At 62.4% G+C, this 19590-nt stretch carries 18 protein-coding genes and 2 pseudogenes; 12 read left to right on the top strand and 8 right to left on the bottom strand.

From position 1 onward, the window contains the following. Positions 1-5: 5 nt before the first annotated feature. The 5 genes and pseudogenes from EJJ38_RS00645 to EJJ38_RS00630 form a co-directional block, all read left to right on the top strand. Positions 6-653, top strand: a pseudogene (locus tag EJJ38_RS00645) (magnesium chelatase domain-containing protein); the annotation flags it as partial. A 101-nt stretch (positions 654-754) separates the two neighbouring features. Continuing rightward, entirely contained in the window at positions 755-1192 is a 438-nt protein-coding gene (locus EJJ38_RS00640) for a toll/interleukin-1 receptor domain-containing protein (protein WP_127088181.1), read from the top strand. After that, the gene (locus EJJ38_RS00635) at positions 1192-2475 is read left to right on the top strand and encodes an outer membrane protein assembly factor BamB family protein (protein ID WP_127088180.1); all 1284 of its coding nucleotides are present in this window, start codon (positions 1192-1194) and stop codon (positions 2473-2475) included. Before EJJ38_RS00640 ends, EJJ38_RS00635 begins: the two co-directional genes overlap by 1 nt. A gap of 46 nt (positions 2476-2521) precedes the next feature. Next, entirely contained in the window at positions 2522-2683 is a 162-nt protein-coding gene (locus tag EJJ38_RS20225; RefSeq protein ID WP_164738356.1) for a hypothetical protein, read from the top strand. A 205-nt stretch (positions 2684-2888) separates the two neighbouring features. Then, a complete protein-coding gene (locus EJJ38_RS00630; protein ID WP_127088179.1) occupies positions 2889-3935 on the top strand; it encodes a hypothetical protein in 1047 nt (348 codons plus the stop codon). Between the two features lie 249 nt (positions 3936-4184). Here the strand turns inward: EJJ38_RS00630 and EJJ38_RS20870 are convergent, their stop codons facing one another. After that, positions 4185-4442 (bottom strand): superinfection immunity protein, encoded by a 258-nt coding sequence (locus EJJ38_RS20870; protein WP_127088178.1) that lies wholly within the window; start codon positions 4440-4442, stop codon positions 4185-4187. A 130-nt stretch (positions 4443-4572) separates the two neighbouring features. Here EJJ38_RS20870 and EJJ38_RS00620 point away from each other — a divergent pair, with 130 nt between their 5' ends. Then, positions 4573-4857, top strand: coding sequence for a helix-turn-helix domain-containing protein (locus EJJ38_RS00620; protein ID WP_127088177.1), 285 nt, complete (start codon positions 4573-4575; stop codon positions 4855-4857). On the opposite strand, the gene EJJ38_RS00615 is transcribed toward EJJ38_RS00620, so the two are convergent. Both EJJ38_RS00615 and EJJ38_RS00610 read right to left on the bottom strand, forming a co-directional pair. After that, complete coding sequence (locus EJJ38_RS00615) at positions 4831-5529, bottom strand: recombinase family protein (RefSeq protein ID WP_245454044.1); 699 nt, start codon at positions 5527-5529, stop codon at positions 4831-4833. The genes EJJ38_RS00620 and EJJ38_RS00615 overlap by 27 nt on opposite strands. Positions 5530-5596: 67 nt before the next feature. Next, complete coding sequence (locus tag EJJ38_RS00610; protein WP_127088175.1) at positions 5597-7390, bottom strand: recombinase family protein; 1794 nt, start codon at positions 7388-7390, stop codon at positions 5597-5599. A 49-nt stretch (positions 7391-7439) separates the two neighbouring features. Here EJJ38_RS00610 and EJJ38_RS00605 point away from each other — a divergent pair. Next, positions 7440-8327: pseudogene (locus tag EJJ38_RS00605) on the top strand (YifB family Mg chelatase-like AAA ATPase); the annotation flags it as partial. Between the two features lie 424 nt (positions 8328-8751). On the opposite strand, the gene EJJ38_RS00600 reads toward EJJ38_RS00605, so the two are convergent. The 3 genes from EJJ38_RS00600 to EJJ38_RS00590 form a co-directional block, all read right to left on the bottom strand. Then, positions 8752-9267 carry a flavin reductase family protein gene (locus EJJ38_RS00600; protein WP_205666063.1) on the bottom strand — a complete coding sequence of 172 codons (516 nt, stop codon included), beginning with the start codon at positions 9265-9267 and terminating at the stop codon, positions 8752-8754. Positions 9268-9435: 168 nt separating this feature from the next. After that, a complete protein-coding gene (locus EJJ38_RS00595; protein WP_127088173.1) occupies positions 9436-10161 on the bottom strand; it encodes a glutathione S-transferase family protein in 726 nt (241 codons plus the stop codon). Positions 10162-10168: 7 nt separating this feature from the next. Then, complete coding sequence (locus EJJ38_RS00590) at positions 10169-10870, bottom strand: glutathione S-transferase N-terminal domain-containing protein (protein WP_127088172.1); 702 nt, start codon at positions 10868-10870, stop codon at positions 10169-10171. 119 nt (positions 10871-10989) lie between these two features. On the opposite strand from EJJ38_RS00590, the gene EJJ38_RS00585 reads away from it, so the two are divergent. Beyond that, positions 10990-11568: a TetR/AcrR family transcriptional regulator gene (locus EJJ38_RS00585; protein ID WP_164738355.1), complete on the top strand. Its 579-nt coding sequence runs from the start codon at positions 10990-10992 to the stop codon at positions 11566-11568. Positions 11569-11610: 42 nt separating this feature from the next. After that, complete coding sequence (locus EJJ38_RS00580; RefSeq protein ID WP_127088170.1) at positions 11611-12441, top strand: alpha/beta hydrolase; 831 nt, start codon at positions 11611-11613, stop codon at positions 12439-12441. Between the two features lie 205 nt (positions 12442-12646). Here EJJ38_RS00580 and otnK read toward each other — a convergent pair whose 3' ends face one another. Both otnK and ltnD read right to left on the bottom strand, forming a co-directional pair. Continuing rightward, the gene (gene otnK, locus EJJ38_RS00575) at positions 12647-13936 is read right to left on the bottom strand and encodes a 3-oxo-tetronate kinase (RefSeq protein ID WP_127088169.1); all 1290 of its coding nucleotides are present in this window, start codon (positions 13934-13936) and stop codon (positions 12647-12649) included. 3 nt (positions 13937-13939) lie between these two features. Next, a complete protein-coding gene (gene ltnD, locus EJJ38_RS00570; RefSeq protein WP_127088168.1) occupies positions 13940-14851 on the bottom strand; it encodes an L-threonate dehydrogenase in 912 nt (303 codons plus the stop codon). Between the two features lie 125 nt (positions 14852-14976). On the opposite strand from ltnD, the gene otnC reads away from it, so the two are divergent. The 3 genes from otnC to EJJ38_RS00555 all read left to right on the top strand — a co-directional run bounded on the left by otnC (position 14977) and on the right by EJJ38_RS00555 (position 19565). Beyond that, positions 14977-15669, top strand: a complete 693-nt coding sequence (gene otnC / locus EJJ38_RS00565) for a 3-oxo-tetronate 4-phosphate decarboxylase (protein WP_127088167.1) — start codon at positions 14977-14979, stop codon at positions 15667-15669. Between the two features lie 154 nt (positions 15670-15823). Next, positions 15824-18220, top strand: a complete 2397-nt coding sequence (locus tag EJJ38_RS00560; protein WP_127088393.1) for an ATP-dependent helicase — start codon at positions 15824-15826, stop codon at positions 18218-18220. A gap of 127 nt (positions 18221-18347) precedes the next feature. After that, positions 18348-19565 (top strand): GGDEF domain-containing protein, encoded by a 1218-nt coding sequence (locus tag EJJ38_RS00555; RefSeq protein ID WP_127088166.1) that lies wholly within the window; start codon positions 18348-18350, stop codon positions 19563-19565. Positions 19566-19590 lie beyond the last annotated feature (25 nt).

Raw genomic sequence — 19590 nt, 5'->3', positions numbered from 1 at the left:
CGCGGGTGATCCAACGGGTGGCGACGGTCGCGTTCCAGGGCGTGGAGGCGCGCCCCGTTGACGTGCAGGTGCATGTGGCGCCGGGCCTGCCCGCCTTCACCATTGTCGGCCTGCCGGACAAGGCGGTGACCGAGGCCAAGGAGCGGGTGCGCGCCGCCCTCATCGCCTCCGGTCTGGCGCTTCCCGCGCGGCGCATCACGGTGAACCTCGCTCCCGCCGATCTGCCCAAGGAAGGCTCCCATTACGACCTGCCCATCGCGCTCGGCCTCATGGCGGCCATCGGCGCCATCCCGTCAGACGCCCTGTCCGGCTTCACCGTGGTGGGGGAATTGGGGCTCGACGGCTCCATCGCGGCGGTGGCGGGCGTGCTGCCTGCCGCCATCGGGGCCAATGCGCGGGGCCACGGCCTCATTTGTCCCGCCGCCTGCGGGGCGGAAGCCGCCTGGGCGAGCCCGGACATGGAGATTCTCGCCCCTTTGTCCCTCATCGCCCTCGCCAACCATGTCACCGGCCGCCAGGTGCTCGCCCGCCCGGACCCGCGCATGCGCGCCGGGCACGGCACCTTGCCGGACCTGAGGGACGTGAAAGGCCAGGAGACCGCCAAGCGGGCGCTGGAAGTGGCCGCCGCCGGGGGCCACAACCTGCTTTCGTTGTAACCCATTAATTTCTGGGAAGCGATAAGGGAGTCGGCTTTCAAAGCCCACCTTGATGTGGGCAAACTCAAGCGTCGCTACGGGGAAGCTTCCGAGTCGCTATGATTTTCATATCGTACGCTAAGGAAGATGCCGATTACGCTCATCGGCTCTTTGCAGAATTGCATGAGGCGGGGCTTGAGCCGTGGATGGACAAGCCACCCTCCCCGTATTCCCACCTAGGGCTGCAAATTGGTCAAAGGTGGCGGCCAGTTATCGAAATGAAAATTAGGTCAGCGAGCCGCATCGTTCTTATTTTGACCCCTACAAGCGTCGTAAAGAGGGGCTTCGTACAGAACGAATTTAGGCTGGCTCTTGAGCTTATGAGTTCGCTCCCACAAGACGACGTGCTGGTGCTACCGATCCTCTCTGAGGAGCTCAATCCACCGAATTTACGAGTGGGAAATATTGAGCTTAGCGATATTCAGTGGGGGGTCGTTGCATTCGACGAAATTCCGCAATTTGTGGCTCAAATTGCGAACCGATTTGGGGGGCAGTGATGATCGATATTTCGCAAACTTTAGCCTCCATAAAGATGCGCCAGCCAAATCCCATCATCTGGGAAAAATCTTTTGGCCGAATGCATTATCGCAATAATATTTTACCGGCTGGCGATCTTCTGTATTTTGGAACGTCAGGCGATAAATGGAATTTCAGCGATCCGAACGACGCTATCCTGTGTGTTCGGCAGAGTGACGGCGAGGTCGTTTGGAGAGTACAGACCGATTCAGATGTAAATGGAATCGCCATCTTTGACTCGGTCCTAGTTGCCGGCACCGATAGTGGTATGATTTATGCGCTCAATATAGCGGACGGTCGTATCCTATCTAGATTTCAGGCAGGCTCGCCTGTCTACACCAAGGCAGTGATTGTGGATGTGGAGGGAGAGCGCATCGCAGTGCTTCTCTCTAGGGATGGCCACATTATCTGTTTCAATTTAGCGGACAATTCGTTCCGCCATACTGGATCTCTGCCGGGAACTTTCCGCACGAACATTGTGACAAACCCCGAACTTGCGGAAACAGGCAGTGTTCTGGCGGCTAATGAAGCCGGCACAATATTCCAGATTGGAGTGGGAACGTTTGGAAGCACCGATATGGAGCGCTTCACAATTCCAGTCACCGATTCATCAGGTCCTTACCACTTTAAATTGAGACTCCAAGGAATTGGATCTCTCTTGTTTCACGAGAATCTGCTGATCGTGACTTATGCTCGGGAAACATATGATGAGCGTCCGCCGATCCTGGCCCTCGACTGGCGGACTTGGAAAGTGGCTTGGAATGGGCACCCTCGCAAAACCGTATCAAAGAAGAAGCGGTTCTATTTTGGGAACTGCCGCATCCACCCGGTAATCTCCAACGGTGAAGTCCTCGCCACATTCGCCTATAGCGATAGCCTGTATGCGTTTTCAATTACGACCGGTCGATGCGCATGGAGCGTCAGAGTTGACAACGATTTGTTTCAGAATTGGGCTTCGCCGGTTCTAATGAATCGACGAACCCTTGCGGTGCCAAGAGCCAATGGCGTGATAGCATTCGTGGACCTTCAGACTCGAAGGGTTATTCGGAGCATATCACTTGAAACTCCATCAAACGGTCAGGCCGTTGACGAGTTGGATTATTCAGAAAGTTTATGGCCTGATCCCGGCAGTAGCGAGATGCCGTTTGAAGGGCCCGGTCCAGGACAAATACTCACGTCCGGGCTCGCAAGCACTCCCGTTTATTCTGGTGGGCAGATCATCGTTGGCACGATATCCGGGAAATTGGTGGCCTTAAAGCCATAGGCCGAGAGGTCCTTATGGCCTCCTATAAATACAAATAGGAGGAGCCATGCAGAACCCATTCGACCATTTTTTCGCAGAGCCAACTGCTCATCTCTCCTTGCATTTAGATGAGGAAACATCAGCGGCCCTTGATGCGCTATGTGCTGATACCTCTCATACGAGAGAGCAAATTATGATTGCGCTGATATGGTATGCCTATCAGCAATGATAGCTTTTCATAGTCAAATTTGTTGACTTTTTGGCTAAAATATACTAAATTATTGTGTATTTTGGGGATAAGAACCAGGCGTTTTTTGAGGGTTTTCTTTTAAGTCAACTTTATACACATTGGAACAAACCCATGGCATGAAATTAAATTCAAGCCATTTGTAAAGGCTTGTCCGAAGGAAAAATGGATAATTTGGATTTTAAAAATGAAAGACCTTTCAACACTGAAAATAGGATTGGTTAGAGATAAAGCTGAATCTCTTTTGAAATTCAAAGACTTCCTAGAATTAGCCGATGTCCGCCTCCTCAAGGAGTTGCAGACCAGAGATCCAAATGGCCGGTTCTATTTTATAACTGCCACCTTCAGCCAAGGTCGTTTTAACAGCTTCTCATGGAGCGGTGCTACCGGCGGTCGCCGCTTGGAGCTAATTAAAGCTGTCGCTTCGGAACGCTTTCACACGTTTCGAGGATGGTATCTCTCCCTCCTATCAAACTGTGTTCACAAGCACACAGCTCAAAAATCCCGAGGAAAGCACCCTCACCTCATTGCGTACATCGACGACAAAGACAGTGATGAGGCTCGGCCTCATATCCATGCCGTATGCTGGGTACCTTCAAAAACGGTAGCGGCGTTCGAGCAGTGGGTTGGCAGGGAAGGTCTTGACCAAAACCCCAGAGGGACCAAACACGGCGCTGCCAGTAGCGCCTGGTCTTCTCTGGAGGACCAAGGACAACTCCACGTTCGAAGGGTCGACAACCTTCAGGCGGCAGTGTCCTACGGAGGCAAGTTTTTTAATCGTGTGAGCGTTGCGGACATCGGCGAGGAGCTACAGGCCTTCTTCCCTGAGCGGGATTTCAAAGGGTCGCTCTGGGGGCGTAACCCATTAGTCAAACCAGCCCACGATGGGGGTCGTGTGCCGACCTTCAAAGCCGTCTGGGCAATGGCACTCGCTGTAGCCGAGTTCGCCGATGCCGACGCTATTCCACCATTCTCCATCCACACTTCCGGCAGAGGAGTTTTGCTCTTTCCAGAGACCGCCGTTCCGGCGCTTATGGACGTTGGTGTGGAGTTCGAATTTGAGCCGCATCGAGCCGGCTGGTGTAGTGTCCGCCTAGAGTCAATGCCGGAGTTTGGAGATGGCCTTGCACGTCATGTAGCGTTGGGCTGTGCGATGGCGGAGGCCCTAAGAAGTGGCCTAGAGCCGAAATTCCATCCGAGGGTAATTGTGAAACTCGGGCAGTCGTCCAATTAACGGCAGCCATCGCATTCATCTGGCCCTTCAATCGTAGGGTCGGTGAACTTGACCGGCACACACCAGACATTCACCTGGATTTCATCACCCTTTCCAGTGGTCGCCTTTCTTAAGGCAGCTAGGTAGGCCTTTGTCGCCTTGGCCTTTGCAGCGTTACACTCTTTCTGAGAGTATGTGATTGTGTCCGGAATTACCTCAACCTTTCCGGGCTGGTAATTTAGGATCTGCAACGCAATTAGTATCCAATAGCTATTCACCCCTTGCCTCCATCCTCATTCTCTTCCTCTCGGCCAAGCGCTCAAGGCGACGCTTCCGACGTTCGTTTGGGCCAGAGAAGGCCCAGATCAACGCAATCAGCCACCCGATTGCCGTCCAGCCGAGGAACAAATTCAGTACGAACACACCCATGAAGTTGTCAGGCTTCCGGGTGAACGCTGTCCATGCCGGATAAAAATAGACCAACACACCCACAACGATGAAGACGAGCCCAAACTGGGAGTGTTCCATGGCGGAAACCCCTTAAAATCAGTGGAGAGGATCCGACCTGATACTTTTTCAACGGAAGTAGCAGAGTCCGGCAGATATTTATGGCCTATAACCCATAGATTGAAGTCTCGCAAGGCTGTGCTTTGCGAAGATGAAAGCGATCCGCTTGGTGGCATGGAATCTACGGCGGCTAAGGGCCGAGAGGGGGCTTTCGCAGGAGGCGCTGGCCTTCTCCGCCGACGTAGATATGTCTCACTTGGCAGCCCTCGAGGCTGAACAGGCGAACGTAACCCTGAATTTTCTGGAGCAACTTACAGACGCACTGGGTGCTCATGTCTCGGAGCTATTTCGCCCTTTCCCCGAAGGCGCTCAAAGGCCAACGGGCCTAAAAAGGGGACGGAAGCCCGTTTCAGCGAAGAGGCTCAGCGCCCAATAGGCCTAGCCGGCTTGCATGTGCCAACATGCGGCTGACCTGGACTGTTTGCCAGCCTTTCCCTCCCTCTCCTAGGGTCGGAATTCCCCTGAGGTTGAGAAACTTCGCTATTCTAGCAGGGGGCATATGGCCCTCCCCGAGGAGAGGCTGAATTACGGGCCATACTGCAAGCAGTCGCTCATTTGCAGATTTCCGAACAGAAGCGACGCCCAGACGACGGCAGCTGTCAGATGGGGTTGATCCTCTATGTCCTCCCAGTCTCTTCCCCCTGGACTTAGCGCAGGCCAGGGCTTCCTTCGTCCTTGCTGATATGCAAATTGCCTCATGCTCTGCAACGGCAGCCAGAATATGGAGAGTCAGTCGATTTGCGTCAGGAAAATCCACGGCCACAAACTCAACGCCAGATTCCATTAGCGACGAAATGAATGCCACGTTTCTGGATAGGCGATCTAATTTTGCAATGATCAGTTTCGCTTTCCAAGCTTTACATGCTTGGATGGCCTCATTCAGTTTGGGTCGATTTGAGTGCCGGCCGCTTTCGACCTCAATGAACTCCCCAACAATCTGAGCATCTTCCTTTAGGTGGCGATGAACCGCCTCCTTCTGCCCTCCAAGGCCGAGTCCCGATTTGCCTTGTCGGCTTGTTGAGACTCTGTAGTAGGAGACATATTTCATTTTAAACAAGCCAAACAACCAACGTTGACTGGTTTGTAACAGGCTATCACGCTATCTAAAAGCACGTTTAAACAGACTCATCGTCGATGAATTCTCCATTGGATTTTGAAATCACATTGCCAACCGGAAACTCCCCGCCATCCGAGTCCATATAGATGGTACGATTGTCTCCATTTTTGAAATGGACAATAAAACGAGGTTGAGAGGATACCGAATTGTCTATCAAGTCCTTCATTTGGCTTATTTCTGAGATGAGATTTTGGTTGGCGGTTTCGGAAAAAAGCCTCTCAAGCTCATCAAGGCCATCTGTAAAATAAGGCAGATTGCCGAGCGGAAACATTTGAACACTATCAATGATAGTTTTCAAAAAATGCTGGATCTGAATTCTCAAATCGTATGAGTCGACGCCGTTTATCTGAACACGTTCGATTAATTCCCTCAACTTGTAGGGGTCGATGCTCTGATCTGAAGCTAGCGAGTTCATTTTCTGACGGAGATCGGTTTCTTTAAGCTCATTCAAATCAATCTGATTTTCTATAACTTTTAATTCGTTAGAGAGCAAAGATCGGCGCCGATCTGTGTCATCATTTAAAATAAGCTCAATCAATTTCTTATATTTTAATTTAAGAATTTCGGTTTCACCTATCAAAGCCTCCATTGATTTAGAAATTTGCATTCTCAAATTTTGTCGATTCTCGCTATCCAGAATGTCAGAGACGTTTACTTCTGAAACATAGGAGAGAAACGTTCTCTCAAATAACTCATATTTCCAATACGCCTTTTCACAATTCAGGCCCCTTTCTGCCGTCCCACATAATAGGTACTTGCCGCCCTTTGGTGCTGGTCCTTTGTCGATATATCTCATTCCTTTGCCGCAATAGTCGCAGATAAGTAGGCCAGAGAACAGGTTTGAGACAAATTTTCCCTTTCTGCCGGCTCCCACAACCTTTCTTTGATTTCTTGCCGCTTGCACCCTGTAAAACAATTCGTCATCCACAATTTTCGGAAAATAGTTCGGGATAGGATTTCCGACGGAAACCCTTTTTCCACCCTGAATTTTATGCGGCTGCATTTCGCCAATAACAGCTCTATTATTCAATATCTTCTGTATATAGGACTTATGCCAACTCCCTGTTTTTCCGATGCCTGGAACGCCCTCTCCGTTGAGGCGCTTTTCAATGATTCCTGTGCCATATCCGCTGGCAGACATTTCAAAAACGCGTCGGACAACTAAAGCTTTTTTCTCATCGATTTTGAATCCGGCTGAATCCTTATTTGAAACAAGCCAATATGGACAAATGGGTGTCATGTTCCTATTTTCAGCGTTGGTTCGCTTATTGTCCCATGCAGAAGAAAGTCGCTTACTTTTGACTTTTGATTCCTCATGAGCCCTCAACATGTCGGACAACGAAAGAATCATATCCAAAAAATCTAGGTCGCCAAAATAGGTCTTCTCATTCTGTAACGTGACTACCTTCATCCCAAGGCTTATTATTCGGCTGAAAACAGCAAATGCTTTTGAGACCGTCTGCCGGCTAATGCGGTCAAGAGACTCAACCAAGAGATACGAGCCTGAGGGAACACCTCCCGCCTCGATGGCAGCCAGAAATCTTCCTAAAGCACCCTCGCTAACGTTCTCTCCCGTGTAGGCTGAAAAGCCAATGTCCTGATACGTCTCCAGCAGATTGAGATTGTGTCGATCAGCATATGCTTTGGAGAGCTGAAGCTGCCGGCGGAGGCTATCTCCCTTCAGCTGGTGATCGGTGGACATGCGTATGTAGGAATATGCCAATGGCCGACCATCGGACTCGCTGGAGCGCATCCCACCTTTTCCTTTTGAAAATAAGCAATTAGGGGCCATCTGATTCCTCCAGCGTAGCAAGAAGGAAATAGTACACAATAGGCTCTATGTCGGCCCGCCCGGCGCGGGCAAGTCCATGCTGGCGCAGCGCCTGCCCTCCATCCTGCCGCCGCTGGCCCCGGCGGAAATGCTGGACGTGTCCATGATCGCCTCGGTGGCGGGCGCCATCGAGGACGGCGCCCTGGTGGATCGCCGCCCGTTCCGCGCGCCCCACCATTCCGCCTCCATGGCGGCCATGGTGGGCGGCGGCATGAAGGCCCGGCCCGGCGAGGTGTCCCTCGCCCATCACGGCGTGCTGTTCCTGGACGAATTGCCGGAATTCTCCCCTCAGGTGCTGGATTCCCTGCGCCAGCCGTTGGAAACGGGGGACGTGCTGATCGCGCGGGCCAATCACCGCGTCACCTATCCCGCGCGCTTCCAGCTGATCGCCGCCATGAATCCCTGCCGCTGCGGGCAGGCGGGGGAGCCGGGACATGCCTGCGCGCGCGGACCGCGCTGCGTTCAGGACTACCAGGCCCGCCTCTCCGGTCCGTTCCTCGACCGCATCGACCTGCATCTGGAAGTGCCCGCCGTCACCGCCGCCGATCTGGTGCGCCCGGCTCCGCAGGAAGGCTCGGCGGACGTGGCCGCCCGCGTCGCGCAGGCGCGGTCTCTCCAGGCGGAGCGCTATGCCGCGCTGGGACGGCCAGACGTGCGCACCAACGCGCAGGCCAACGGCCCGCTGCTGGACGTGGCCGCCGCGCCGGACGCAGCCGGGCTTGCGCTGCTGCGGGATGCGGCGGACGCCATGCGCCTGTCCGCGCGCGGCTATCACCGGGTGCTGAAAGTGGCCCGCACGCTGGCGGATCTGGACGGCGCCGAGACTTTGGGCCGCCGGCATCTGGCCGAGGCCCTGGCCTATCGCGCCTTGGCGGACCGGCAGAAACTGGCGGCGTGACCCGCCGCCCGGGAAGCGTCGAGCACCCGTGCGGGAAAGCAGGCATCGGTGCGGGACACGGCACCGCGAAGCCGGGTGCGCGAACCGTCAGTGGCCGGGAGACCTTGCCGCCGAGCGCGTCTGAGCATTTCATGGAAACGTTGAAACGCTCTATCTCTTTGTTTTTAAGCGCTTCCTTCATGCGAACTGCTTCACGCTTCGCTCGGAACGCTCTGGGGCGGATCGCCCTTCAAGCGGCCTGGACGGCTCTTTTAAGAAAGCGGCGCCATGGCCGGGCCTGTCCCGGCCATCCACGGGGTTCCGCTGGGTGCACGCTCGACGCAGAGGCGTGGATGCCCGGGACAAGCCCAGGCATGACGGGCCTTAAAGGGCGCGAAGCCTTCCATCGATCTGAATATCGATCGGCCCCACGCCCGATGGGCGCTCAGCCCGCCTTGTGGATCTTGCAGAAGGCGCCGCGGTGATAGACCAGCGGGGCATGGCCGCGATCCTGCAGGGCGACCACTTCGCCCACATAGATCTCATGGTCGCCACCGGGATAGCGGGCATAGACCCGGCATTCCAGATGGGCGGCCGTGTCGGCCAGGACTGGCGCGCCGGTGAGGCCCGGCTCCCAGGCGACACCCGCGAACTTGTCCGGGGCCGGGGTGGCGAAGCGGCGGCCGACATCTTCCTGGTGCTCGCCCAGGATGTTGATGACGAAGCTTCCGGCCGCCCGGAACGCCCCCAGGCTCGGCGCCTTCAGCGCGAGGCTCCACAGGATGAGCGGGGGATCCAGGGAGACGGAATTGAAGGAATTGATGGTGAGGCCCACCGGACGGTCGCCCTCGACCTGCGTGGTCACCACCACCACGCCCGTGGTGAAGGATCCCAGCACATCGCGCAGGTGGCGCGGCAGGATCGGGGCCAGGGTGTCGATATCGGCGGCGGGATGGCTCACGGTAAAATCCTAATGCAATCGTCTGGCCTTCACCATGGCCAGCGCAGGCCATGAGCGCAAATTATGATGTTTAATCCAGTCGATCACAGGGCCTGATGACCTTGAACCGGCCGGGCGCAGGCGTGCCCGCTGCCCCGCCTCCTTTATCAGGCTCGCCACCCGCCCGCATCACGCCGCACGCGCCCCTGCCGTGGGTGCGGCACGGGCGAAGCCGTCGAACGCATCCAGCAGCGCGGCGCGCCACGCATGCACCGGGTCGTCCTCCGCCAGAAGCTCCGTGGGGCTGATGACCCGCGCCCACATGAACATGCCGAACAGGCAATAGTCCGCATAAGCGGGCTCCGCTCCGGAGAGGAAGGGCTGGGCCTTCAGCATGAGGCGCAGCGGCTGCAGGATGCGCCGCAATTCCTCGATCCGCGCGGGCGCGTCGGCCGCCGCTTGCTCCAGCGTCATGCCGAAGCGCTTTTCGCGGGACTGGCGGAAATAGGGCCGGTCGCCCGGCGCGAGGCGGTCATGAATGTCCATGAGGAGCGTGCGGGCGATGAGCGGCACCGGCAGCGTATCCGCATAGGCATTGATGAAGCGCGCGGTGGCGCGGCCCATCTCGCCGCCGAACAAAGTGGGCCGCTCGGGATAGGCGGCTTCCAGATATTCGGCGATGCGGAAGGAATCGCTCACCACCGTCTCGCCCGCCACCAAGACGGGCACCAGCCCCTGGCCGGAAAAGGCGATGGCGTCCTTTTCCGCGAAATGCCAGGGCACGCATTCCGGCGAGAGGCCCTTATGGGCCAGCGCCATGCGCACCTTCCAGCAATGGGGGCTGAAGCGCAGGCCGGGATCGTCCCCGGCCAGTTCATAGAGCCGCAAGGCGGTGTCGCGCGCGGTGTCGCTCATGGCGGCCTCAGACCTTGGGAAGCTCGGCGGTCTGGCCGAACAGCAAGGCGTGGGATTCGGCGCTCACCGTGGGCGTGACGTTGATGGCGTCCTGGATCTCATAGGCCCGCTTCACCGCCGGGCGCGCGCCGACGATCTCGTACCAGCGCTTCACATTGGGGAAGTCGTTGAGGTCCTGCCGGTGCCGCTCGTGACGGTAGATCCAGGGATAGATAGCCATGTCGGCGATGGTGTAGTCCTCGCCGCCCGCATAGGGCACGAGCGCAAGGCGCCGGTCCAGCACGCCATAGAGGCGGTTCGCCTCCTTCACATAGCGCTCGATGGCATAGGGGTGCTGATCGGCGGCATATTGGATGAAGTGGTGCGCCTGCCCCGCCATGGGGCCGAGCCCGCCCATCTGCCAATAGAGCCACTGGAGCGCCTCGAACCGGCGGCGGGTGGACTTGGCGAGGAAGCGGCCGGTCTTGTCGGCGAGATATTCCAGGCACGCGCCGGATTCGAACACCGCCAGCGGGCCGTCGCCATCCTCGGGCGCATGGTCCACGATGGCGGGAATGCGGTTATTGGGGCTGTTCCTGAGGAAGTCCGGCTGGAACTGCTCGCCCTTGGAGATGTTCACGGGCTTGATCTCATAGGGAAGACCCAGCTCCTCCACCGCGATGAGGACCTTCTGGCCGTTGGGCGTGGTCCAGTACAGCAGATCGATCATGAAACCTCCGGGGGACGGCGGGGACGGGACACGGACGATACGGCTTCCCATCCCGTGCGGGCGGGCCTATGTTTGACAAGGGTGTCATCTTTGACACGCATGTCAATAACGGATCTCGGATGGCGGGCCGCAGGCAGTTCGACGAGGAGCAGGTGCTCGGCGCGGCGGAGCGGCTGTTCCGCGCCCAGGGCTATGGCGCCACCTCCATGCTGGACCTGTCCCGCGCCACGGGCGTGCAGCGCGGCAGCCTCTACAACGCCTTCGGCGACAAGGAACACGTCTTCCTCAAGACCTTCGCGCGCTATCGCACCCGCTTCCTGGAGGCGGCGGAGACGGCGCTGGCGACCCCGGACCTGCGCGCCGGGCTCAGTGCCTTCCTGCGCATCGCCGTCGCCAACATGACCGCCGGCCCCGCGCGCGGATGCCTCTCCACCCGCCTCGCCACCGAGGGCGCGGGCGCCGGAGCGAAGGTGTGCGAGGAGGTGCGCGAATTGCTGGATGCGCTGGACGCCCTGCTCCTGTCCGCCTTCTCCCGGCCCGGCACCGGATGCGCGCTGCCCCCCGACCATGCGGCCCGGCTGGTGGTGGCCTTCACCCGGGGCCTTGCCGTCATGGAGCGGGTGCATGGCGATGCCGGCCAGCTTCAAGCCATGGGCGACGACCTCGTCGCCCTGCTGTTTCCCAACCCACCCGCCTGATCCCGCCCCCCAATTCAAGACCAAGACCGGAAGGCAACGCCCATGCGCACGCAGCTCATCAGCATCGACACGCCCACCACGCCGCTGGACGGCGCCTTTCACCTGCCGGAGGACGGGCCGGTGCGCGGCGGCGTGCTGCTGTTCCACGGCAACACCATGAACTTCTACATGGGCGCCCCGCGCTTCCTGCCGCCGGTGCTCACCGCCATGGGCTATGCCTGCCTCGCCTTCAACCGGCGCGGCCATGACATCCTCTCCATCCGCAACAGCCGCGCCACTGAGGGCGGGGCCTACCAGACCACCGCGCAGGCGCTGGAGGACAATGCGCTCGCCGCCGCCTGGATGGCGAAGCAGGGCTTTCCCGCCCCCATCGTGATGGGCCATTCCAATGGCGGCTTCCTGGCGGTGCGCCATGTGCTGGAGCGGCCGGAGACGCCCGCCCTCGTCCTGCTCTCCGCCCATCGCGGCGGTTCGGGGCCGGGCATCCTCTCCACGCTCGCCCGCTCCGGGCATCTGGGCCAGGAGCGCAGTGCCGAGGTTCTGGAAGAGGCGAAGGCGCTGGTGGCGGCAGGCAAAGGCGACCAGCTGCTGCTGCTGCCGGGCTGGTGGTACGTGATCTCCGCCCAGAGCTATGTGGACCGCCTCACCAGCATGTACGAGATCCTCGACCTCGCACCACAGATCAAGGTGCCCACCCTCACTATCCGGGGCGACGATGAATCCCCCGTGGGCTATCCGGCGGAGGTCTATGCGGAGCGGGCCGGCGGCCCCTGCGAGGCGCAGGTGCTGCCGGGCTGCGATCATTTCTATAACGGCGTGGAAGACCTGGTGTGCGACAGCGTCTCCGAGTGGCTGCGCCGAACGCTGGGCTGAGGACCTCCCCGCCCTTCTCTTGGTCCCCCTCCCGGTCTCCGTCGCACACCGTCCGGCCTTCCCCCTCCCAACCCTCCCCCGCATCGAAGTCGGATGTTTCCGACTTCGGCACGCTCGCGAACCGAACTTGGCAACAGCCAAGTTCGGGCGGAAGAGGGCTTTGGCGACAGATCGCCTCTCCCGCCAGGGAGAAGCCGCACCGCCTTCAGCGCACTGCCTCCAGCGCCCGCGCGAAAAAGTCGGGGCCGCCGAAATTGCCTGATTTCAGGGCGAGGCGCATGTCCGGCCGCGATCCCACCGTGGCGAGCACCGGCACCCCCGGCGCGATTTCCGGGCCCAGCAGGAAGGCGGTGAGGCCGAGGCGGTCCACCACCGCGCCGGAGGTCTCCCCGCCCGCCACAACGAGGCGGCGCACCCCCGCCGCCACCAGCCCTTCCGCCAGGGCCGCGCTCGCCTGCTCGATGGCATGGCCGGAGGCGGCCCGGCCGTGCTTCGCCTGGAGCGCGGCCACCTGGGCGGGCGTGCCGCTCGCCGCGATGAGGACCGGGCCATGGCTCAGGCGCTCATGCGCCCAGGCGAGCGCCGCCTCCACCGCCTGCGCACCCGCCGTCACCAGCCGCTCGCCGTCGAGACGCAGAACGGGCATCACTTTTTCCGCCTCGGCGATCTGACTGAGCGTGGCGGCCGAGCAGCTTCCCGCCAGGATGGCGGCCGGGCCGCCCACATCCGCCAGTCCCTCGCCCGCCACTCCCTCGCCCGTCGTCACCCGCCCCGGCTTGCCCGCGCGCACCAAGGCGCGGGCAAGCCCGAGACCGAGGCCGGAAGCACCGGTGGACAGCGGGCCGTCCAGCGCCACCTCCCCCAGCACCTCCAGGTGCCGCTCGAACACCGCGTCCGCGATGGCCGCGCCCGCGCCTTCCGCCGCCAGCGTGGCGAGACGCGCGCGCACCGCGCCCGGTCCGGCCTCCACGGTGGGAAGATCGAGCAGGCCCACCGGCGCCGCGCTCTGCCGCGCCAGCACCCGCACGAGATTGGCGTCGTGCATGGGGTTGAGGGGATGGTCCTTCAGCGGGCTTTCATTCAACGGCACCGGCCCGACGAACAGATGGCCCAGATAGATGGTGCGGCCCGTCTCCGGAAACGCGGGCGTGACGATGACCGGGCCCGCGCCCACATCGGCCCGCAGGGCGTCCGTCACCGGGCCGATATTGCCGGCATCGGTGGAATCGAAGGTGGAGCAGACCTTGAACAGCACATGGCCCGCGCCCCGCTCCCGCAGCCAGCGGGCGGCAGCGCGCGACAGGGCCACCGCCTCGGGGGCGGGGATGGAGCGGCTCTTCAGCGCCACCACCACCGCGTCCACCTCCGGCAAAGGGAGGGCGGGATCGGGCACGCCGATGGTCTGCACCGTGCGCAGGCCCGCCTTGGTGAAGGTGTTGGCGAGGTCGGACGCGCCCGTATAATCGTCCGCGACGGCGCCGAGGATCAGCGGCATGGCTCAGCCCTCTCCCTGGCCGGGCAGGTGCGTGCCGGACAGCTGCGCATAGATGCGCGCCACGGAGGCGTCGTCGTCGCGCCCCATGCCCGCGCCGGAGGCGGCAAGGAACATCTGGAGGGCGGCGGCGGCAAGCGGCACGGGATAGCGCGCACCCCGCGCCATGTCCTGCACGATGCCGAGATCCTTCACGAAGATGTCCACGGCCGAAAGCGGCCGGTAGTCGCCCGCCAGCACATGGGGCATGCGGTTCTCGAACATCCAGCTATTGCCCGCCGAGGCGGTGATCACCTCATAGACCTTGGCGAGGTCCAGCCCTTGGCGGGCGGCGAAGGCGAAGGCCTCGCTGGCGGCGGCGATATGCACGCCCGCGAGCAATTGGTTGATCATCTTGAAGGCCGCGCCCGTGCCGGGGGCCGCGCCCAGCTCATAGACCTTGGCGGCCATGGCATCGAGCGCGGGGCGGGCCCTGGCGAAGGCGGCGGGGCTGCCGGAGGCGAGCACGGTGAGCGCCCCCGTGGCGGCCCGCGCCGCGCCGCCGGAAATGGGCGCGTCCAGATAGAAGCGGCCCGTCGCCTCCAGCCGGGCGGCGAGGTCGCGGGCGATTTCCGGCGCCATGGTGGCGCAGGACAGGAACACGGCGCCCGCGGGCAAGGTGTCGGCCACGCCCTCCGGGCCGAACAGCAGCGCCTCGGTCTGCGCGGCGTTCACCACCACGCTCACCGCAATGTCCGCGCCGGAAGCGGCCTCCCGGGCGGTGGCGGCACCGGTGCCGCCGTCAGCCGCGAAGGCTTCCACGGCGGCGGAAGCCGGGTCATAGCCCGTGACCGCGAAGCCTCCGCGCAGCAGGGAGCGGGCCATGCCGCCGCCCATGGACCCGAGACCGAACACCGCCGCCTTGAGGGGTGTCGTCATCCTCGCCTCCCTGACTGCCGTTTTCCGTGTGGAACGGCTTATTGAATCGTTTTGACTTCCCTCCCTTGGTACGTCGGGATATGTCCCGCTGCCAAGGGGAGAGGCACGCAAGAGGGAGGCGTTTCATGTCCCAGAACGGCTCATCGGAAACGCGCCTGCGGGAAGAGATCTGCCGCTTCGCCCGCTCCCTGTTCGAGCGGGGGCTGACGCCGGGCTCCTCCGGCAACATCTCCGTGCGGCTCGATGACGGCGGCTGGCTGGTGACACCCACCAATGCCAGCCTCGGCTTCCTCGACCCCACCGCCCTCTCCCGGCTCGACGCCTCCGGGCGGCTGATCTCCGGGTCGGCCCCCACCAAGGAAATGCCGCTGCACGGCGCGCTCTATGAGACCCGCGCCAAGGCCCGCGCCATCGTGCACCTGCATTCCACCCATGCGGTGGCAGTCTCCATGCTGCCGGAGGTGGACCCGAAGGCGGTGCTGCCCGCCTTGACCCCCTATTCCCTCATGCGCGCGGGGCAGGTGGCGCTGCTGCCCTATTATCGTCCGGGCGATCCGGCGGTGGCGGGGGCCATCAAGGGCCTGGCGGGGCGTTATTCGTCGGTGCTGCTGGCCAATCACGGGCCGGTGGTGGCGGGCGAAACGCTGGAGGCGGCCGTCTACGCCACCGAGGAGCTGGAAGAGACGGCCAAGCTCTATCTCCTGCTGCGCAACCTCAATCCCCGCCTGCTGAGCCCCGCCCAGGTGGAGGAGCTGGTGCGCGTGTTCGGCGTGGAGCTGCCGGCCCACGAAGACCATGACGGGCACCACCATCCGTAATCCTCTTCCGCCCGCAGGGTTTTTCACAGCTTTCAGCCCGATTCCGCTCCCCCCTCGCAATCCGGCCCTTCCGATGCCATTTTGTTCTCACTAGAGAATCACGCGCGGATGGTCGCGCGGAAAGGGAACCCGGTTGGCTGGCTTGCCCGAGAAGATGCCGTCCTTGCCCCACGAGGCGCCCGAGCCTCCGGCCCTGCGGCCGGGCGGCATCGCCGAGCGCGCGCGGGCGGGCGGGCGGCCCAACCCCGCTTTCCTCAACGGGCTGAACCCGGAGCAGCGCGAGGCGGTGGAAACCCTGGACGGGCCGCTTCTGGTGCTCGCCGGGGCGGGCACGGGCAAGACGCGCGTGCTCACCGCCCGCGTCGCCCATATCCTCTCCCAGGGCCGCGCCTTCCCCTCCCAGATCCTGGTGGTGACCTTCACCAACAAGGCCGCGCGGGAGATGAAGGAGCGCATCCACGCCATGGTGGGCGATGCGGTGGAAGGCATGCCTTGGCTCGGCACCTTCCATTCCATCGGCGTGCGCATCCTGCGCCGTCACTATGAGCTGGTGGGGCTGAAAAGCGGCTTCACCATCCTCGACACCGACGACCAGATCCGCCTGCTCAAGCAATTGCTCGCCGCCGAGACCATCGACGAGAAGCGCTGGCCGGCCCGCCTGCTGGCCTCCACCATCGACGGCTGGAAGAACCGGGGCCTCTCGCCCGAGAACGTGCCGGCGGGCGAGGGATCGGCCTTCGCCAACGGGCGCGGGCAGATGCTCTATGCCGCCTATCAGGCGCGGCTGAAGGCGCTGAACGCGGTGGATTTCGGCGACCTCCTTTTGGAGGGCATCCGCCTGTTCCGGGAGAATCCGGACGTGCTGGCGGACTATCACCGGCGCTTCAAGTACCTGCTGGTGGACGAGTATCAGGACACCAACGTCGCCCAGTATCTCTGGCTGCGCCTTCTGGCGCAGGGCTCCCGCAATGTGTGCTGCGTGGGTGACGACGACCAGTCCATCTATGGCTGGCGCGGCGCGGAGGTGGACAACATCCTGCGCTTCGAGAGCGACTTTCCCGGCGCCAAGGTCATCCGCCTGGAGCGCAACTACCGCTCCACGGGCCACATTTTGGGGGCGGCGGCCCATCTCATCGCCAACAATCAGGGCCGCCTCGGCAAGACGCTGTTCTCCGAAGACGAACTGGGCGAGCGCGTCACCGTCACCGGCGCCTGGGATTCGGGCGAGGAGGCGCGGGCGGTGGGCGATGAGATCGAGGCGCTCCAGCGCTCCGACCATCCCCTCTCGCAGGTGGCGATCCTGGTGCGCGCCTCCTTCCAGATGCGCGAGTTCGAGGAGCGCTTCGTGACGCTGGGCATGCCCTATCGCGTCATCGGCGGCCCGCGCTTCTACGAGCGGGCGGAAATCCGCGACGCGCTGGCCTATCTGCGCTGCATCCAGTCCTCCAGCGACGACCTCGCCTTCGAGCGCATCGTCAACGTGCCCAAGCGCGGCATCGGCGATGCCACGGTGAAGCAGATCCACGATGTGGCGCGCGGCGCCGCCGTCCCGCTGCAGGAGGCGGCGCGCCTGCTCACCGAGAGCGAGGAGATGAAGCCCAAGGTGCGCGGCACCCTGCGCGGCCTCCTCGACAGCTTCGAGCGCTGGCGCGACCAGGCCCGGCAACTGCCCCATACGGAGCTGGCCGAGATCGTGCTGGACGAGAGCGGCTATACGGAGATGTGGCAGAAGGACCGCTCCGCGGAGGCGGCCGGGCGGCTGGAGAACCTGAAGGAACTGGTGCGCTCCATGGAGCCGTTCGAGAACCTCCAGGGCTTCCTCGAACATATCTCCCTCGTCATGGACGTCGAAAACGGCGCGGGCGAGGACGCGGTGCAGATCATGACGCTGCATTCCGCCAAGGGGCTGGAATTCGACACGGTCTTCCTGCCCGGCTGGGAGGAGGGCCTGTTCCCCCACCAGCGCGCGCTGGACGAGCAGGGCAAGGCGGGGCTCGAAGAGGAGCGGCGCCTCGCTTATGTGGGCCTCACCCGCGCCCGGCGCTCGGCGCGGGTCTATTTCGCCTCCAACCGGCGCATCCACGGCATGTGGAATTCCACCGTGCCCAGCCGCTTCCTGGACGAACTGCCCGACGCCCATGTGCGGGTGGCGGAATCCAAGGGCGGCCTCGGCTGGGGCGGCGGCTCCTCCTATGGCGGCGGCAATTATGGCGGCGGCGGCGCCAGCCGCTTCGACCGGGCGGAGCCCTTCTCCTCCACCTATGCGACGCCCGGCTGGCAGCGCGCCCAGACCGCGCGCGCGAGCGGCTTTGCCGAGCGCGGCGGCGCACCGAACCGGGGACCCTCCCCCGGCCGGGGCGGCCCCGTCATCGAGGGCACGCTCATCGCCTCCTCCACCGGAAATACATCTACCTATGGATGCGGGGAGCGGGTGTTCCACCAAAAGTTCGGCTACGGCCACGTCACCGAAGTGGACGGCAACAAGCTGACCGTCCAGTTCGAGAAGGCGGGCGAGAAGCGGGTGCTGGACAGCTTCGTCGAGCGGGCCTGACCGCCCGCCCTTCCCTTCCCCCGCCGGCGGCATTACGATACCCTCCTTCCCGTCCGGGATACGAGAGACGTTTCATGGCGCGCGGGCGGCACTCCATTGCGGGCCGCCGAGGGCAGGCTTCCGGCGGATGCTGATCAACAATTTCGTGCTGCTGTTCGCCGACATGGCGGTCTATTTCGGCCTCATGCTGGCGCTGTTCCGGGCCCGCCGCTTCATCGGCATCGGCGGCCTGTTCTGCGCGTTGGGCACGCTGCATTTCATCACCGCCTATCTGGGTTCGTCCTTCTTCTTCCAGATGCCCTTCGGGCTCGGCGTGTCGCCCGGCGGCGTGGTGCTCTATTCGGGCTTCATCAGCCTGCTCCTGCTCACCTATCTGTGCGAGGGCACGTTCGTGGCCCGCCAGCCGGTCTATGGGCTGCTGCTGGGCTCGTTCCTGCTGATGATGGTGGGCGCCATCCTGGGCTTCGACCATACCCGCCTGCCCTATAACCGGCCGGCGGACATCACCTTCCTGAACCAGATGGCGGCCCTCATGCTCTGGGGCACGCTTCTCGTGTTCCTGGAATGCACCTTCGTCTTCCGCCTGTTCAACTGGTTCATGGCGCGGCTCGGCGAACGGCTGTGGCTGTGCCTATGGCTCACCCTGATCCTCACCTGCACCTTCGACCAGATCCTGTTCTTCCCGGCCCTGTATTACGGCTTCGACGTGCCGCTGGGGGTGGGGATCGGCAACTGGCTGGGCAAGCTCGGGGCCACCGCCTTCTATGCGGGCCTCATGGTGTTCTATCTGCGCCACATGGAGCGGCTGGGCGAAGCGCCGGTCTTCACGCCCGAGCGGATGCGCATCACCAAGGGCACCGTGCGCTACGATCCCGAGACCGGCGCGTTCCACCGCTCGTGCTTCAGCCTGCTGCTGCAGGACCTGCTGAGCGTCTCCGTGGCCACCGGGCGCCCGCTCACGCTGCTGCTGATCACCATCGACCTGGAGAAGCTCCGCACCGCCGATCCCGCCGCCGCCGGCGCGGCCCTGCGCCGGATGGTGGAGGCGGCGAACGAGGGCCTGCGCGCCGGCGACTATGTGGTGCGCGCCGACACCAACATGCTCGCGGTGCTCGCGCCGGGCCTTCCGCACCGGGCGGCGTTCCAGGTGGCCGCCATGATGCGTCAGCGCATCGACGGCAGCGCATCGCTGCAGGACGCCCCCGTGCCGACCTATGCGGTGGGCATCGCCACGACGCCGTCGGACGGAGAAAGTGTCCAGCGCCTCTTGTCGGCAGCCGAGCGGAGGGTCTATGCCGCCAGGGCCCAGGGGGCCGGCCGGGTGGTCGGCGCCTTCGAGGGCTGATAGCTGGAGGCGCGGATGCCCGCGC

Origin of the sequence: Aquabacter cavernae, from assembly GCF_003993795.1 — a bacterium.
GTDB classification, from domain to species: domain Bacteria; phylum Pseudomonadota; class Alphaproteobacteria; order Rhizobiales; family Xanthobacteraceae; genus Aquabacter; species Aquabacter cavernae.
Note: the sequence above shows the minus strand (reverse complement) of the source record. Positions and strands in the feature narration are given on the sequence as shown.

Coding starts and splice junctions, on each gene's coding strand:
- EJJ38_RS00610 (WP_127088175.1), bottom strand. CDS start 7,390: ATGGCCCCTAATTGCTTATTTTCAAAAGGAAAAGGTGGGATGCGCTCC.
- EJJ38_RS00560 (WP_127088393.1), top strand. CDS start 15,824: ATGCCGTCCTTGCCCCACGAGGCGCCCGAGCCTCCGGCCCTGCGGCCG.
- EJJ38_RS20870 (WP_127088178.1), bottom strand. CDS start 4,442: ATGGAACACTCCCAGTTTGGGCTCGTCTTCATCGTTGTGGGTGTGTTG.
- EJJ38_RS00555 (WP_127088166.1), top strand. CDS start 18,348: ATGCTGATCAACAATTTCGTGCTGCTGTTCGCCGACATGGCGGTCTAT.
- EJJ38_RS00635 (WP_127088180.1), top strand. CDS start 1,192: ATGATCGATATTTCGCAAACTTTAGCCTCCATAAAGATGCGCCAGCCA.
- ltnD (WP_127088168.1), bottom strand. CDS start 14,851: ATGACGACACCCCTCAAGGCGGCGGTGTTCGGTCTCGGGTCCATGGGC.
- otnK (WP_127088169.1), bottom strand. CDS start 13,936: ATGCCGCTGATCCTCGGCGCCGTCGCGGACGATTATACGGGCGCGTCC.
- EJJ38_RS00640 (WP_127088181.1), top strand. CDS start 755: ATGATTTTCATATCGTACGCTAAGGAAGATGCCGATTACGCTCATCGG.
- EJJ38_RS00590 (WP_127088172.1), bottom strand. CDS start 10,870: ATGATCGATCTGCTGTACTGGACCACGCCCAACGGCCAGAAGGTCCTC.
- EJJ38_RS00630 (WP_127088179.1), top strand. CDS start 2,889: ATGAAAGACCTTTCAACACTGAAAATAGGATTGGTTAGAGATAAAGCT.
- EJJ38_RS20225 (WP_164738356.1), top strand. CDS start 2,522: ATGCAGAACCCATTCGACCATTTTTTCGCAGAGCCAACTGCTCATCTC.
- otnC (WP_127088167.1), top strand. CDS start 14,977: ATGTCCCAGAACGGCTCATCGGAAACGCGCCTGCGGGAAGAGATCTGC.
- EJJ38_RS00595 (WP_127088173.1), bottom strand. CDS start 10,161: ATGAGCGACACCGCGCGCGACACCGCCTTGCGGCTCTATGAACTGGCC.
- EJJ38_RS00620 (WP_127088177.1), top strand. CDS start 4,573: ATGAAAGCGATCCGCTTGGTGGCATGGAATCTACGGCGGCTAAGGGCC.
- EJJ38_RS00580 (WP_127088170.1), top strand. CDS start 11,611: ATGCGCACGCAGCTCATCAGCATCGACACGCCCACCACGCCGCTGGAC.
- EJJ38_RS00585 (WP_164738355.1), top strand. CDS start 10,990: ATGGCGGGCCGCAGGCAGTTCGACGAGGAGCAGGTGCTCGGCGCGGCG.
- EJJ38_RS00615 (WP_245454044.1), bottom strand. CDS start 5,529: ATGAAATATGTCTCCTACTACAGAGTCTCAACAAGCCGACAAGGCAAA.